Below are 15,445 nucleotides of genomic sequence, written 5' to 3'. Positions count from 1 at the left end.
GCTTGGGAGAAAATCTGAAAAGTAGGTAAAATCATGTATTTAACCTTTTAGCAGATTATTTATCGTGTCCGCAAGCTGAGTTAACAAATCAACACGTGTTTACCTTAAAGATAAACTAATGAATCTATATTCATCTACTAACAGCATAATTGCTTTAATAAACTTTGTCAAAGTATTATTTAGCAAGTATTTTATAATTTAGTAAGTGGAATAATTAATCTATATTAGAATTATGGTTACATATTTTTTTCAAAGAAATATTTATATATTTGATTACAATCACTTAGTTCTGGATGAAAACTCATTGCTAGAATATTGTCTTTTTCTATAAGCACTGGGCTATTTTTATAACTAGATCTCACCTCTATAGAACCATCTCTTAAACCTGTAATTATAGGAGCTCTAATAAAAAAAGCCTCTGTTAAAAACGATGATCCTCTTAAGTTAACATCTAAAGGATATATACCACTCATCAATTGAGGACCATAACCATTTCTTGTTATTTCAATATCAAGAATATTTAGCTCTTTGAGTAATATCAGACCGGCGCAAGTTGCAAAAACTGGGATAGTTTTAAGTTTAGTTTTGAGCATGTCTATGAGGTCTAATTCCTTTAGTAGATAAAGCATAGTTGTACTTTCTCCACCTGGTAAAAATATCACATCACATTTTTCTAAATCTTGTTTAGTTTTTAATAAACAACTATCAAAACCAAGTTCTTTTAGTTTATTGCTATGTGCTACATAAGCTCCTTGTAATGCTAAAACACCTATATTCAACTAGTTACCCCTATTTGAGAAGTTTTCAATTTCAGTAAGTGAATCACAGTTTATTCCTGTCATAGCTATACCTATATCTTCAGATATCTCAGCTAAGATATTAGGGTTATCATAGTTAGTCGTTGCTTTAACTATTGCTGAGGCTCTTTTTTCTGGGTTAGTTGATTTAAATATTCCAGACCCAACAAATACTGACTCGGCACCTAACTGCATCATTAAAGCAGCATCTGCTGGAGTCGCGATACCTCCTGCAGAGAAATTAGGTACAGGTAACTTACCATGCTCATGAACATACTGAATAAGATGTAATGGAGCTTGTAAGTCTTTTGCTATATTAGCTAGCTCCATTTTATCTGCAGACATTACAGCACGCATTTGATTATTTATGCATCTCATTTGTATTACTGCCTGAGACACATCACCAGTACCTGCTTCACCCTTAGTTCTAATCAATGAAGCACCTTCTGCTATTCTGCGTAATGCTTCACCTAAATTACTACAACCACAAACAAAAGGTACTTTGAAGTCGTGTTTATCAATGTGAATATTATCAGCAGGAGTAAGCACCTCACTTTCATCAATAAAATCAACGCCTAATGACTCTAAGATTTGAGCCTCGACAAAGTGACCTATTCTGACTTTAGCCATAACGGGGATCGATACACTGTTTATTATTTCTTTAATCATTTTAGGATCCGACATTCTTGCAACACCGGCATCTTTTCGGATATCAGCGGGGACTCTCTCAAGAGCCATAACAGCAACAGCTCCAGCCTTTTCAGCGATAATAGCATGTTCAGGTGTAACCACATCCATAATCACGCCTCCCTTGAGCATTTCTGCTAGCCCTGTATTAATCTTGTATCTTTCATTCATAATGTAAACCTGCTAAATTGTTTAGTATTTGAAATGAAAATAATAGCCTAATTATTTTGTATACTAAACCAATTTGCAGCAACTTATTTATAATATAAAGAACCTAGAAGCTACTAAATATTTAGTAACAAGGCTGGAGAGGTTATTAATCAAATAATTATTAATAGAAGTTATTAAGAAAAACTCTACTTATCTAAAATAGATTCCATAAGATTAGGTAGGAATTTACACCATTTTTCAATACGAACGGCATCATCGCGTTTTATATTCGAAAGCTCATATTCAGGTGTATCTATTTTATCAATAACATCTAGTATGCTTATAGCTTGAAGATTAAAAACGTTAGCTATAGTTAGCAAAGTTGCTGTAGTGTTATCTGCTGAAAGTATACGGTAATCTCGCCAACTTTTTAATAATTTATGCTGATAATCTATACTACATTTATCAAATAAATCACTAGCTGTTTGCTTTGGCCAAAGTATATCTGTACTTGCTACTACGCCAATTCTGTATCTAAGTTCAGAAGAAATCATTGCTTGTTCTGCAAATTCAACAAAACTAAAGTCAGCACTAGCAGGATAATTAATCGGAGCATAATGTTGAGAGGTTCCTTCTTGGCGTAATGCCCCTTTAGCAATAACAAAATCTCCAACTTGTAAATATTCGCGTACAGCTCCTGTTTCTCCTAGTCTTATAAAGCTTTTTAACCCAAGCATAGAAAGCTCTTCTAAACCGATTCCCATCGCAGGACCACCAAAACCAGTAGATACAATGAGTACAGGTGTTTCATTTACATGGATTATGTAGCTATGATACTCACGATTGATGCAGATTAATCTTGCTTTAGAGTCTAAAGCAAGTGCTAAATCTTTAGTATAATCACTATCATCTGTAAGTATTGCAAGTGTTGCATACTCTACATCTTCACGAGAAAATCCAATATGGTATAGTTTTGTTTGATTATCTATATTCATTTTACTATTCCTCCAACCTGACTTTCTCGTTTTTTTATATCATTCAACAAACCAGGCTTTAGTATAGTTTCCCAGTTCTTTTTAGCTATAGCTTTAGCATCCGTTGAAATCTCTTCGCTATCTACTCGCTTAGCTAATACTCCACAAAAACAAATAGCTTTCATCTCTAATATATGCGCCGCAGAAAGTAGTGCTGACGCTTCCATTTCAAAATTAGAAACATTTAGTGCACGCCATTCTTGCATAGAACCCTGTAAGTTACGCAACAAATAACCTGAAAAGTTATCAACTCGCTCTTGGCCTGGCCAAAATGTATCTGATGAGGCAGTTATTCCTACATGATATGGAACATTATACTCTTTTGCTGCAGCTACAAATGATTGAGTAAGACTATGAGATGCAACCGCTGGATAAGCAACATCTAAGTACTGTTTTGAGATACCATCAAGCTTAACAGCAGCTTTAGTAAAAACTATATCTCCCAAATTTATACTTTGTTTAATAGCACCACATGTCCCTATGCGAATAAGGTTTTTTAATCCTAAACGGTTAAGTTCTATCGTTACAGCATGTATTGCAGGACACCCCATTCCTGTACTTACCACAAGTATTGGTGTTTTATCTGCATATGCTAAATAGCTAGCGTGTTGGCGGTTTTCTTTAAGTTTAATAGCACTTTCATCAATACAAAAAGCTAAATCTTTCGCCCGTTTAGGGTCACCAGGCAAAATCGCATATTTTGCATTATCTATATCATCTGAATTTAGGTGTGTGAAATATTCCATATCAAATCTAGTTAATTTATTCGAACATTCATTATAAACATTATTTTTTAATCTTTAAAACTGAAACCACCAACTTTTCAAAACTTGTCGATAGTAAATAAACACCTTCAATAGTATACTTTTTATTAATTAACCAATTTTATGAAACAGTATCACCTCAATAAATTATATGAATAATCAAAACATTATTATACCCACTAAAAACTGGGTAGAGAAAATTGTAGTAGGTATGAATCTTTGTCCCTTTGCAAAGCGTGAAGTAGTAAAAGATAGAGTGCGATATACAGTTTCGGAAGTTACGGCACAAGATCAACTACTTATGGACCTAAAAGCAGAACTAGAGCTGTTATACAATAATATAAATATTGAAACAACTCTGCTTATTCATCCAAATATTTTGCATGATTTTTATAATTATAATGATTTCTTAGAGCTAGCAGATAACTTACTTATAGATATGGAGCTAGATGGAGTATTTCAAATAGCTAGCTTTCACCCAAATTATCAGTTTGCAGATACAGAGTTTGATGATGCTGAGAACTATACGAATCGTTCGCCGTATCAGATGCTACACCTTATACGAGAAGCAAGTCTTGAAAAAGCAGTGACAAACTACCCAGACCCTGACAATATCCCAGAGCGAAATATAAACCTTATGAATGAGCTAGGCACAGATAAAATGAAAGAACTGTTAGAAAAATGTTTTCAAAAGTAAGTTTGTAAATATTTAAAAAAATATAGTACAATTTTTAAAAAATAAAAAAAGGCTTTAATTTATGTCAGTATATGTTTTCGGACACAAAAATCCAGATAGTGATTCAATCGTGGGTGCTATATCTATAGCTTACCTAAAAAACCAAGTTGAGAAAGAGGAGTATCTTCCTGTAAGACTAGGTGAGATATCTAATGAAACAAAATTTATATTAGATAAGTTTGATGGTAAATTGCCTGAGCTTAAAACATCTGTAGCAGGTGAAAAAGTATATGTTGTTGACTCAACAGATAAGGCACATTTTCAAGATGATATAGATGAAGCAACTATTGTTGGTATTATTGACCACCACAAACTTGGAGATATGATGACATCTACTCCACTTGAATGCTGGATTAGACCTATTGGTTGCTCTAATACTATCGTAAAAGAAGTTTATGATGCTTTAGGTGTAGCTATCCCTAAAGATATCGCAGGTATGATGATGCTTGCTATCCTAAGCGACACAGTAATGTTTAAATCACCAACTTGTACAGAAGTCGACATCAAAGCAGTAAATGAGCTTGCAAAAATAGCAGGGGTAGAAGACCCTAAAGCATTAGCTATGGAGATGTTTATTGTGAAATCTGCGACAGTAGGTGCAACAGCTAGACAACTAAATACCAAAGACTACAAGCCGTTTATGATGAATGGCCATAAAGTTGGAGTAAATCAGCTTGAGATGATAGATATCTCTACTCTAGATGATAGAAAAGATGAAATCTATGTAGACATGGTCGCTATGAAAGAAGAAGAAGGGCTTCATACAATGCTAGTTCTTTTAACAGATGTAATGAAAGAGGGTTCTCAGCTTCTTTGTGTGAGCGATGAGCCAAGCAAAATCGAAGCTGCTTTCGATAAAAAACTAGAAAATAACCAAATGTGGTTGGATGGTGTTTTAAGCCGTAAAAAACAAGTTATACCTTTTGTACAACCTCAGTTTTAATTCATCAAAATCACTTAAAATCTTATCTATATAAAACCCAATTAGTGACTGATGTCACAAGATAAATTTCTTAAAACATTTTTTTAAAATAGCTATTTATTTTTTACAGATGTCAAAATATTTGTATAAATCATTGGTTTGTCAGAGTTGTGAGTTTCTTTTAGCTTTTCTTTAACTAAACCAACACCCTTACAATAAAACTCTTCACTTTCAGTTTTTATAACCTGATCTTTAAATTTGATAGTTGAATTAACATCAAGCTCAACACAGTCTTTATAAGTTTTACCCGCAATATTAATTTCTGGAATTTGCTTTTTAAACTCTGATGAATCTGTAACATCTCTACCCTCTATATTTTGATGATCCTTCTCAACCTCACCAAACTTTATCTTTGCTGGAAATAGTTTAGTTTCCACTTCTGATCCAGGAGATACAGTATAAATAGAACCATCTTCTCTTATCTCGTAAGCGTAATCATATTTTGTACCTGAAACTTTAGTATTTGATGAATCTTTAAGCTCACTAACATAATGACACAAACTCTTATCTTCATTACAACTCTTGATTGTTGTACTAATAAAAAACTTAAGCTTACCATTTTCATCTATAGTTTTATACTTATAGACTGTACCTGTGTCAGTTGAAATATAATCCTTACCATTTAGGTCAGAACTATAACCTACAGATATAATTGTTAAAGCAGTTGCTAAAATGATCAAGGTCTTTCTCATTGTTACCCTTAAAGAAGTTGTTATATTTGTGACTCTAACATATATTGAATGATAAATGAACTTTAACCTTGTGATATATCTTGTCATTTCAATAGCTTTTGAACTAGTTATATATTGACAATACCTCCCTATTTGAGAAAATTAAACTATATTCAATTTTTAAATCAAATTTTTCATAAAGATCGGTGTCGATACTCCTTTACTTTATGTCTACCATTAGTGTTTTAATAACAAGGATAAAACGATGATAAAAAGATACGATGTCACTGAAATCTCAAATATTTGGGCTGATGAAAGTAAATATACAAAAATGCTAGAAGTAGAGTTAGCTATATTAGAAGCTCTTGAAGACAAAATGGTTCCAAAAGGTACAGCGGCAGAGATTCGTGCAAAAGCAGAGATTCGTCCAAGTCGTGTTGATGAGATTGAGAAGGTTACAAAGCATGATATTATCGCTTTTTGTACTTCTATTGCTGAGCAATTTACAGCTGAGACAGGTAAATTTTTCCACTTTGGTGTGACTTCATCAGACATTATTGATTCAGCTTTGAGCCTACAAATTCGTGAATCTTTAGACTATGTGGTAAAAGACTTAGAAGCTTTATGTGATTCTTTATTAGCTAAGGCACAAGAGACAAAACAAATCATCACAATGGGTAGAAGCCATGGTATGTTTGCTGAACCTATGAGCTTTGGTCAAAAATTCCTAGGTGCGTATGTTGAATTCAAACGCCGCTTAAAAGAGCTAAAAGACTTCCAAAAAGATGGTCTCACTATTCAGTTTTCTGGCGCTGTAGGTAACTATTGCATCCTTACTACAGAAGATGAGAAAAAAGCTGCTGCTATACTAGGTCTTCCAGTTGAAGAAGTATCTACACAAGTTATCCCTAGAGATAGAATCGCTAAGCTTGTATCTATCCATGGTCTAATTGCTGCTGCAATTGAGAGATTAGCTGTTGAGATACGCCATTTACATAGAAGTGATGTATTTGAAGTTTATGAAGGCTTCTCTAAGGGTCAAAAAGGCTCTTCTACTATGCCTCATAAGAAAAATCCAATCTCTACAGAAAACCTAACAGGTATGGCTAGAATGCTACGCTCTCATGTATCTATCGCATTAGAAAACTGTGTACTTTGGCATGAAAGAGATATTTCTCACTCATCTGCTGAGCGTTTTTACCTGCCTGATAACTTCGGCATCATGGTTTATACTTTGCGCAGAATGAGAAATACTATCGACAATCTTGTAGTACAAAAAGACATCATTGAAGATAGAGTAAAAGGTACAAGTGCTTACCTCTCAAGCTTCTATCTGCATTTCTTGATCGCAAATACAGATTTTATGCGAGAAGATTGCTACAAAATCGTACAACAAGTAGCATTTGAACTAAAAGCTGGCGAGTCATTCTCACAAAAGCTTCAAGAAATTATGAAGTCTGAGCATGGAATCAACTTAGATGTTCCAGAAATGGATTTTGAAGGTATCAAAAAGACTTATCTAAAAGAGATTGATAATGTTTTTGATAGATCTATCAAAGCTTAAGGATTTTCTAGTTTGAAATTTTTTGCCTATGTTATCCTATTGTTGTCTTTAACTACTAATCTTTATGCTTCAGATAAGCTCCCTAACGATATAACAAACGCATTATTTATGTATGATGTTGTTAAGTTTAACTGCGACAAAGTACCTCAAATAGAAAGTGTTTCTAAGGCAACTAAACCTGTTACTAGCCAAGATAAGCAAACTAAAGAAACTGTTATGGCTTCGATTCAAAGTCTTGAATATCAAGCCTGTGGTGAATATAAAAAAGTTACTCTACATTATTTTATTTACGGAAACGATAAACCTGCGAAACTTTACTATTCAATAGGCACTAAGAATGATCCAGCCCCATTAGTTAGAACAATGTTTAGCGGATCCTTCACTTCAGCCTTACTAAAACATGACACCCTTGATAATATACAGAGATACTTATACTCTAAAAGATGTAGCACATCAAAAGAACAGCTTGAACAAAACACTAGCTTTTATGTAGCATCTGTATTAAAAAGAATCTCAACAATATCTAACCACAAAAGAGTTAGTGTGCTTCAGTGGGGTGAAACATGGAATGTAAATGCGTGCAACAAATCATACATGTTTCCTATAACTTTTACAGGAGACGGCGTAGGTGGTACTTATTGGAGCATCGGCAAGGTTACAGAAGAGTAATATATCTAACAATATACTCTTAAATAGATAAAAGCTCTCTAGCATGCTTTAGAGTATTTTCAGAAATATCTATACCACCAACAATTTTAGCAATCTCTTGGATTCGTTGATCTTGATCTAATTCAATAATCTTAGACTCTGTAGTATCTTTAAGGTATTTTTTAGATACATGTAAATGACAATCAGCCTGTGCAGCAACTTGTGCTTGGTGGGTGATACAAAGTATTTGTAACTTTTGTGACAAACTTTTTAGTAGCTTACCGACAATTTCAGCTGTACCACCAGATATACCAACATCTACCTCATCAAAAACTAGTGTAGGATATGATCTTTTCTCAGCTGATACTGCTTGTATGGACAACCCTATACGACTAAGCTCTCCGCCTGATGCAACTTTTTTAACAGGTGCTAGTTGTTCACCCAAATTAAAGTTAATCATAAATTCGCATTTATCAACACCTTTAGCTGTTTTACTATCTAATGGCAAAATCTGTGCAACAAAACTACCTTTTGGTATATTTAGTGATCTGATATTTTTCTCAACCTGCTTTGAAAAATCCTTAGCTGCTTTTTGGCGTGCTTGCGTAAGCTTTGAAGCTTGTGTTAGGTATTCTTGTAAAAGCTGTTGCTCTTTGTCTTTTAGAGCATTTAAGCTATCATTTTCTTGTGAGAAACTTTCTAACTCTGCTTGAAGCTCTGCAATATAACCATACAAATAACTAGGCTCAACTTTGTGCTTTCGTGCAAGATCGTATATTTGTCCCATCCTGGCTTCCACTTGTGCTAACTCTTCTGGGTCTTGCTCTAAAGATCCTAGCTTATTTTGAGCCTCATCATAACCTTCTTGAGCATAAACTTTTGTTTGTGTTATTAGATCCGCAAGAGTTTCAAAAGATTTATCTTCTATAAGTTTTGATGTTTCTTTCTCAAGTTGAGTCAGCATTGAAATGATATTTTCATCATTATCATAAAGTACATTACTGATGTAATTTAAGCTATAGCTAACCTCATCTACACTTGAAAGACTCTTTTGTTTACCTGATAGCTCTTCAAACTCATTTTCATCTAGCTCTAATGCTACAAGTTCATCAAGCTTATACTCTAAAAGTTCTTTTTGACTATTTTGGCTTTCTACTAGTTCTTCTAAGTTTCTTATCTGAGCTGTTATTTTTTGTAGCTCACAAAAATTGTTTGAAACTTTCGTTACTAAACTATCATTACTTGCAAAAGTATCTAACAAGTTTAGTTGAGATTTTGGATTTAATAAATCTTGATGAGAGTGTTGGCTATAGATGTTTATAAGCCTATCTGAAATTTTTTGTATATCGCTTGCTCTGGCTACACTTCCATTTATAAACAATCTACTTTGCTTAGATTTGTTTACAACTCTGCGAAATATACACTCGTTATCATAATCTATAAACAACTCATCAAGTAATTCTTTAGCGCGATGATTGTCTTTTATACAAAATGTCGCGGATACTTCTGTAACATCATTATCATGCAAAAATGACTTTTCAAGCCTTGCACCTAATACAAAGCTAAGTGCATCAAGAAGTATTGATTTACCTGCACCTGTTTCACCTGTAAGTACAGTCATCGCTTTTTTAAAATCAATTTCACTTGACTTGATAATAGCGAAGTTTTTAATAGATAAATGTAATAACATTGAAATCAAAATATACTTTTTTCTGTATGTAAATATATCATGCTTAAGCAGATATACAAAAACCATTTAAAATTACTTGATAAACCCTTGTAGTGATAGTATTTGTCTGTATAATTTTCGGTCTTAATCAGACCATATATTAAAAACGAAATTGAATAACTTCTTTATCAAACCTTATTGTAAAACTTTAAAGACTATTGCTATTTTATTTATGAGCATTGTATTGAGTAGTTGTGCTGCTCATATGGCTATGCCTGTTAATTTAGCAAACAACTCAAATAAAATACCTGTTGAAGGACTTACATTTTCAGCCTTTAGTAATAAATTAAGTTTTGGTCCGTATTATATCACTGATATTAATCGAGGCTGGACTAAAAAGCATGACTTATCAATACTAGGGGATAGTTCTTCAAACACAGAACAGAAATATAATTTTTCAATTAACAAAAATGATCAGCTATTATGGAATGTAGAATGTATTTCAGGTGCATCTTGGAATCAACTTAAGATTGAAAATTTTTTTGGTGGAAGCCTATCTTTTGAATCTTCATCCAACCAACAGTTGATTTGTATCATGCAAAATCATAATAAAACTGCAAAACTTTTCATATCTCAACCTAGTATCAACTCTTCGCTACAAGGTGTTATGACAGATAATGGTACGCAAATTAATGTATCGGGAACAGAAAAGTTTGCCTCAACATCTATTACAATGGGTACTCCGACTGGCTACATATTTTCTATAAATAATAGTCCTATGGGTGCTGTTGAAGTTATAAATGGTGGCAATATTTGGTTTAACAAAACAACTTCTCCAAATACAAGATCCTCATTAGCTACTATATCTGCTGTAATGCTGCTCTATCAGAATCCTAGAAAAAACTCTGAACAAATATAAAAGCAAACCAGTTCCTTTAAACTCCTCATCTACTTATAATAAATCTCATCTTATCTAAGCTATATCTTAACTATAGTTACTATGCAAAAAATATATTTTATGAGTGATTAAAATATATTATACTCTTAGAGTGATTTTGAAACCAAAGGATATAAAAATGCAACTTTCAAGAAGAGTAAAGGCGATGCAAGCCTCTCCAGTTCGTAAACTAGTGCCTTATTCAATTGCTGCTGAAAAAGCAGGCAAAAAGGTTTACCATTTAAACATCGGTCAACCAGATATTAAAACTCCTAACGAGTTTATGGATGCTATCCGTGCTTTTGATAAAGAAACTATTGAGTACGCTGTTTCAAGTGGCGACATAAATCTTATAAAAGCAATTTCAGAATACTACAAAAGGTTTGATATTGACTACAAAGAAGATGAGATATTAATTACAAATGGTGGCTCAGAAGCACTTATCTTTGCAGCAATTGCTCTTTGTAATGCTGGCGAAGAGATTTTAGTTCCAGAACCTTTTTATACAAATTATAATGGCTTTACAACAGCCGTTGATGTAGCTATCAAACCAATCACAACAAAAGCGGAAGATGGTTTTCACCTGCCAAGTAAAGAAGAAATACTAGCTTGTGTAACTCCTAAGACTCGAGCTATCATGATCTCTAACCCTGGTAACCCTACAGGCGTTGTATACTCTAAAGAAGAGCTTGAGATTTTAGCAGAAGTAGCACTAGAAAAAGATCTTTTTATAATTAGTGATGAAGTTTATCGTGAGTTTACATATGATGGTCTTACTTGTACTTCTTTTGGTAATATCAAAAGTGTTGAAGATAGAGTAATAATTGTAGATTCAGTTTCAAAGCGCTACAGTGCTTGTGGTGCTAGGGTTGGTTCACTTTGCTCTAAAAATAAAGAGTTCATAGCTGAAGTTAATAAGCTTTGCCAAACAAGACTATGTGTAGCAACTCTTGAACAAGTTGGCGCAGCAGCATTATATGGCGTAAGTGAAAAGTACTTAAAAGAAGTAAATGAAGAGTACCAAAACCGTCGTGATATAACTTTTGCAGCACTTTCAAAAATGGAAGATGTTGTTTGTGAGAAGCCAACAGGTGCTTTTTATGTGGTTGCTAAACTACCTATAGATAATGCTGAAAAATTTGCACTGTGGTTACTTACTGACTTTGAAGATAATGGTGAAACTGTAATGGTTTCACCGGCAGCTGATTTTTATGCTACAAAAGGTCTTGGTAAAGATGAAATTCGTATAGCTTATATCCTAGAAGAAGACTCTTTAAAAAGAGCTATGGAACTTCTTGATAAAGCAATCAAAGCGTACAATAATCAATAATTTTTTCATTACTTTATCTTAACTTTTTTTTCATCATTATTAAAATAACTCCATTGATTTAACTTCAACTTAAAGCTAGAATCATTATAGCGTACTATCTATATATGACTTTCTTATGATTAAAGGATTTAACAAACTAACTGTTTTTTTATTAACTATTTTTAGTACAAGTTCTATATTTGCTGATAACACGACTAGCGAGAGCTGGAAAAAAGATTATTCATCTCCTAAATATATTAAAGCATCCGAGTCATCAAATGATAGCGATAATGTAAATGAAAACTGGTCTGATGATTATTCGAAGATCAAATATGTAACGGCTTCATCTATTGAGGCTTTAGAAAGTAATATCAGCTCTATTTCACCCAAAGTAAATATTGTAAACAAAATATATTTACTAAAAGATGGGCCTTTAGGCAGGTATGGACCTCTTGGAAGTTATGGGCCTCTTGGTGAAAATGGTGCTGTCCAAAAACTAAAACCATACACTCCCTCCTTAACCTCAACAACTGCTATTATAGATTATTATCGCTCTTTCTTTGGTTCTCTTGATAAAGATGGTCCTCTTGGGTATAAAGGGCCTTTTACAGGAGATAATTACTACAAAGGAGAGTTATTCTTAAAAAATAATTTCGTCGTACATGTTAGAGCTTTAGGACTATGGGGGGTTCTTGGTCCTCTTGGTCCAATTGGGGAGCATGGTTATGATAGAGATAAAAATGGAAACTATATAGCTAATGGTAAAATAGTGACTCAACATACAGTTCCTTATGACTATAATACCTCTAGAACTTTCGATTTATATGAGTTTTATGACACAGATTTTGCTTCTAAGAAAAAGGATTTAGATACATCTTTCTTAACTAACGGCTCAATGAAAGATAAAATTGGTGATGACTACATTATTAATAGTAATCAAAAGCAAATTGTAACCATACTTGTTACACCAAAATACATTTCAAATCGTTTTTATGTAGAATTATATAACGATAAAGATGAGTTGTTGGCTATCAACTAGTAATGAATATGTGAACTTTATTCAGTTTTTAGCTCAAAAAGAATCTGCTTACATAGTAAAAGTCTCAAGCCCAGATAAATCTGATGCATATTCTTTATATGTAACTGGTGGCACTGAATACCTAAATAAATATAATATTTCTGGTGATCATATAATCTCTGAGACTTCGTAACCACTTATTGTTAGTTTTATAATTTTCTAACGAGGTTTATTCCATCACCTATAGATATAATACAACTCTCTACTCTTTTATCATTCTTAATAAAATCATTTAACTCTCGTATAGCCTGTGTTTGTTCATCACTTTGATAAATATCTGCAACCCTGCCAGACCATAAAACATTATCGATAGCTATTATGCCACCTGTATTTAATAACTGTAGGCTACTTTTATAATAGTTAAGATAATTTCCCTTGTCAGCGTCTATATACACAAAATCAAAAGCTTTCTTTTGGGAAATAAACTTCCTTAGTGTTTCCAATGCAGGTGCTATATTGAGATTAATCTTATCAGCTACACCAGCTTTTTGCCAAAAACACTTATATGGCTCGATATATTCATGGCTTATATCGCAAGCCTCTACTCTACCATCAACAGGAAGTGCTTGAGCCATAACTAAAGTACCAAATCCACGAAAAGTGCCAATTTCTAAAATATTTTTAGCTCCAATCATTTTTATAAAGATACTCAGTAGTTGAAGCTGGTTTGGTGAACTAAGCATATTAGAGTATTCATCATTCTTTGCTTTATTAAAAAGTTCTATAGCAATTGAATCTAGGTTGATTGATTTGTCATCAATATATTGATTTAAGTCCTGATTGTTGAATAGTGATTTTATAGACATAAGTGTTTCTCAATTGGAGATTTATGTACTAATTATAACTGATGGTGTATAAAAAAAATTAAAACTAGAATTAAAAGACTAACAATCTATCCTTTTATTGATAGAAAAAGTCCAAAACCAAAAGATAAGAGCATAAACACCCCACCACTCTACAATATTATGGTTAACAGTTGTTTGATCCATAAATATTGACCAAACAGAAAATACTATTGTAACCAGTATAGCTACACGACGCATGATCATAGGTAGCTTATTTACTTTATCTGAGTATTTAAATTCTAAAATTGTATACCAAATCTGGCAAACACTCATAGTCACAAAAAATATAGCTACTCCTTTTAGATGAACTTTCATAAGCGTATTATCACCATCTATTACAGAAGTACCTACTATCAAACCAATACAGCCAATTATAGCTAAAAACAGTATGATTTTACCTTGCTTAATTACTGATTTATTATGATCACTAATCTCTACAAGCCAGTGTTGAATAAAGAAAAATATCACAGCCATTAAAGTAGCTGTAGGGATAAGAACTGCTTTCAACATATAGTTTTCATACGAAGAAAAGCCAGCATGTGTAATATCTGAACATCCAGATATAAACGGATTACATAAAACATTATGGTTATCCCATATCGATAAGAAATAAGTTGCTAAAAATAAAACAGCAACACCAATAGTTGTAAAGGATATAAGTTTTTTTGGATTTAGTTCAGCTTTCATGAAAAATTTTATTATTAATGTTCACCTACTATAAAGTGTAACATGAATTATAAGAAAAAACTTTGTCTATTGAGGATCTCCTGCGCAACGCTCAATTGTAGTTTTTGCCCAAGTTGGGGAGTAAACATAGGCTGTTGGTTGATCTATTTCTGATGCAGTTGGTTCAAAATGATTATTAGTAACATATCCTTTATATGTTTTGCCACTCCACACAAGATAGCCGTCATCATATGCCATATTATCTAAGCTTTGATGAACATTAGCAGCCGCGTATGTAATCGGATTGACACTAATATAGCTATCTTTAAATTTAACAACACAATCGCTTTTAGTTTTATGATGAGTAACAGCTGAGACTTTTGCAACCGGATGAGATGTAGCTGCTATACCCAAATAAGCTTTCTGTGTAAGTCTAGCAACAGCTCTGCAAGAAGCTTCTACATTATAGTGACCTGATGCTACTCCACCAATAAACAGAGTAGCAGAAGCACCTCCACTAGATTCACAATGCACATCTGCTTCTGCATCCATTGCCGCATTTTCTCCCCAATTCATTGCAAACTGCAGCTTTGCTGTTTCTCCTGGTTTTACAGTTATTGGATTGCGAATCAAAAAGGTTCCATCCTTACTTTTTTTATCATCTGCTTCTATAATATAATCTGTGTCTGGTGTTAAATTCTTGAACTCTATAGCTCCATAACGAGTATTCAAAGGACCATTAGGATTTTCTTTCGCCGACGATGAATGCCCTAAAGTAATATCTCCTGAATTATCAACTCTATTAGCATTTGCATTAGCTAATGACAGAGCACCCAAAGTGATAGCTCCGATTATTAATGCTTTATATTTCATAATTACCACCCACCTTTATTTTTGTTTAATTTTAT

General features: G+C 33.2%; 17 protein-coding genes and 1 riboswitch. Of the genes, 8 read left to right on the top strand and 9 right to left on the bottom strand.

Features of this window, described 5'->3' with window-relative positions:
* Nucleotides 1-27 precede the first annotated feature (27 nt).
* Nucleotides 28-105: riboswitch (SAM riboswitch) on the bottom strand.
* 131 nt (nt 106-236) lie between these two features.
* The 4 genes from pdxT to FLM55_RS06235 form a co-directional block, all read right to left on the bottom strand.
* The gene (gene pdxT, locus FLM55_RS06250; RefSeq protein ID WP_112870796.1) at nt 237-779 is read right to left on the bottom strand and encodes a pyridoxal 5'-phosphate synthase glutaminase subunit PdxT; all 543 of its coding nucleotides are present in this window, start codon (nt 777-779) and stop codon (nt 237-239) included.
* Nucleotides 780-1,655, bottom strand: coding sequence for a pyridoxal 5'-phosphate synthase lyase subunit PdxS (gene pdxS, locus FLM55_RS06245; protein ID WP_112870797.1), 876 nt, complete (start codon nt 1,653-1,655; stop codon nt 780-782).
* 185 nt (nt 1,656-1,840) lie between these two features.
* The gene (locus FLM55_RS06240; RefSeq protein ID WP_178948502.1) at nt 1,841-2,629 is read right to left on the bottom strand and encodes a uridine phosphorylase; all 789 of its coding nucleotides are present in this window, start codon (nt 2,627-2,629) and stop codon (nt 1,841-1,843) included.
* Nucleotides 2,626-3,414: a nucleoside phosphorylase gene (locus FLM55_RS06235; RefSeq protein WP_178948501.1), complete on the bottom strand. Its 789-nt coding sequence runs from the start codon at nt 3,412-3,414 to the stop codon at nt 2,626-2,628. Before FLM55_RS06235 ends, FLM55_RS06240 begins: the two co-directional genes overlap by 4 nt.
* A 169-nt stretch (nt 3,415-3,583) precedes the next feature.
* On the opposite strand from FLM55_RS06235, the gene FLM55_RS06230 reads away from it, so the two are divergent.
* Nucleotides 3,584-4,129 (top strand): DUF1415 domain-containing protein, encoded by a 546-nt coding sequence (locus FLM55_RS06230; protein WP_178948500.1) that lies wholly within the window; start codon nt 3,584-3,586, stop codon nt 4,127-4,129.
* A gap of 61 nt (nt 4,130-4,190) precedes the next feature.
* Entirely contained in the window at nt 4,191-5,111 is a 921-nt protein-coding gene (locus FLM55_RS06225) for a manganese-dependent inorganic pyrophosphatase (RefSeq protein WP_178948499.1), read from the top strand.
* A gap of 92 nt (nt 5,112-5,203) precedes the next feature.
* On the opposite strand, the gene FLM55_RS06220 is transcribed toward FLM55_RS06225, so the two are convergent.
* Entirely contained in the window at nt 5,204-5,842 is a 639-nt protein-coding gene (locus FLM55_RS06220) for a hypothetical protein (RefSeq protein ID WP_178948498.1), read from the bottom strand.
* Between the two features lie 244 nt (nt 5,843-6,086).
* Between FLM55_RS06220 and purB the strand changes: the two genes are divergently transcribed.
* Together purB and FLM55_RS06210 are read left to right on the top strand one after the other, a co-directional pair.
* The gene (purB, locus tag FLM55_RS06215) at nt 6,087-7,385 is read left to right on the top strand and encodes an adenylosuccinate lyase (protein WP_178948497.1); all 1,299 of its coding nucleotides are present in this window, start codon (nt 6,087-6,089) and stop codon (nt 7,383-7,385) included.
* 12 nt (nt 7,386-7,397) lie between these two features.
* Nucleotides 7,398-8,054, top strand: coding sequence for a hypothetical protein (locus FLM55_RS06210; RefSeq protein ID WP_256868856.1), 657 nt, complete (start codon nt 7,398-7,400; stop codon nt 8,052-8,054).
* A 19-nt stretch (nt 8,055-8,073) separates the two neighbouring features.
* Here the strand turns inward: FLM55_RS06210 and recN are convergent, their stop codons facing one another.
* On the bottom strand, nt 8,074-9,723 hold the full coding sequence (recN, locus tag FLM55_RS06205; protein ID WP_178949081.1) for a DNA repair protein RecN: 1,650 nt from the start codon (nt 9,721-9,723) through the stop codon (nt 8,074-8,076).
* Between the two features lie 211 nt (nt 9,724-9,934).
* Between recN and FLM55_RS06200 the strand changes: the two genes are divergently transcribed.
* The 4 genes from FLM55_RS06200 (at nt 9,935) to FLM55_RS06185 (ending at nt 13,159) form a co-directional block, all read left to right on the top strand.
* On the top strand, nt 9,935-10,621 hold the full coding sequence (locus tag FLM55_RS06200; protein WP_178948496.1) for a hypothetical protein: 687 nt from the start codon (nt 9,935-9,937) through the stop codon (nt 10,619-10,621).
* 157 nt (nt 10,622-10,778) lie between these two features.
* Nucleotides 10,779-11,969 carry a pyridoxal phosphate-dependent aminotransferase gene (locus FLM55_RS06195; RefSeq protein WP_178948495.1) on the top strand — a complete coding sequence of 397 codons (1,191 nt, stop codon included), beginning with the start codon at nt 10,779-10,781 and terminating at the stop codon, nt 11,967-11,969.
* 115 nt (nt 11,970-12,084) lie between these two features.
* The gene (locus FLM55_RS06190; RefSeq protein WP_178948494.1) at nt 12,085-12,987 is read left to right on the top strand and encodes a hypothetical protein; all 903 of its coding nucleotides are present in this window, start codon (nt 12,085-12,087) and stop codon (nt 12,985-12,987) included.
* Entirely contained in the window at nt 12,965-13,159 is a 195-nt protein-coding gene (locus FLM55_RS06185) for a hypothetical protein (protein ID WP_178948493.1), read from the top strand. The genes FLM55_RS06190 and FLM55_RS06185 overlap by 23 nt, the downstream gene beginning before the upstream one ends.
* Before the next feature lie 16 nt (nt 13,160-13,175).
* Here the strand turns inward: FLM55_RS06185 and FLM55_RS06180 are convergent, their stop codons facing one another.
* From FLM55_RS06180 to FLM55_RS06170, 3 genes are all read right to left on the bottom strand, one after another.
* Entirely contained in the window at nt 13,176-13,832 is a 657-nt protein-coding gene (locus FLM55_RS06180; RefSeq protein ID WP_178948492.1) for an O-methyltransferase, read from the bottom strand.
* 78 nt (nt 13,833-13,910) lie between these two features.
* Nucleotides 13,911-14,558 carry a hypothetical protein gene (locus FLM55_RS06175; RefSeq protein WP_178948491.1) on the bottom strand — a complete coding sequence of 216 codons (648 nt, stop codon included), beginning with the start codon at nt 14,556-14,558 and terminating at the stop codon, nt 13,911-13,913.
* A gap of 66 nt (nt 14,559-14,624) precedes the next feature.
* Nucleotides 14,625-15,410, bottom strand: coding sequence for a hypothetical protein (locus FLM55_RS06170; protein ID WP_178948490.1), 786 nt, complete (start codon nt 15,408-15,410; stop codon nt 14,625-14,627).
* Nucleotides 15,411-15,445 lie beyond the last annotated feature (35 nt).

This window comes from Francisella sp. Scap27, from assembly GCF_013394105.1.
GTDB classification, from domain to species: Bacteria; Pseudomonadota; Gammaproteobacteria; order Francisellales; family Francisellaceae; genus Francisella; species Francisella adeliensis.
The sequence above is the reverse complement of the archived record's forward strand: the minus strand, read 5'-3'. Positions and strand labels throughout refer to the sequence as shown.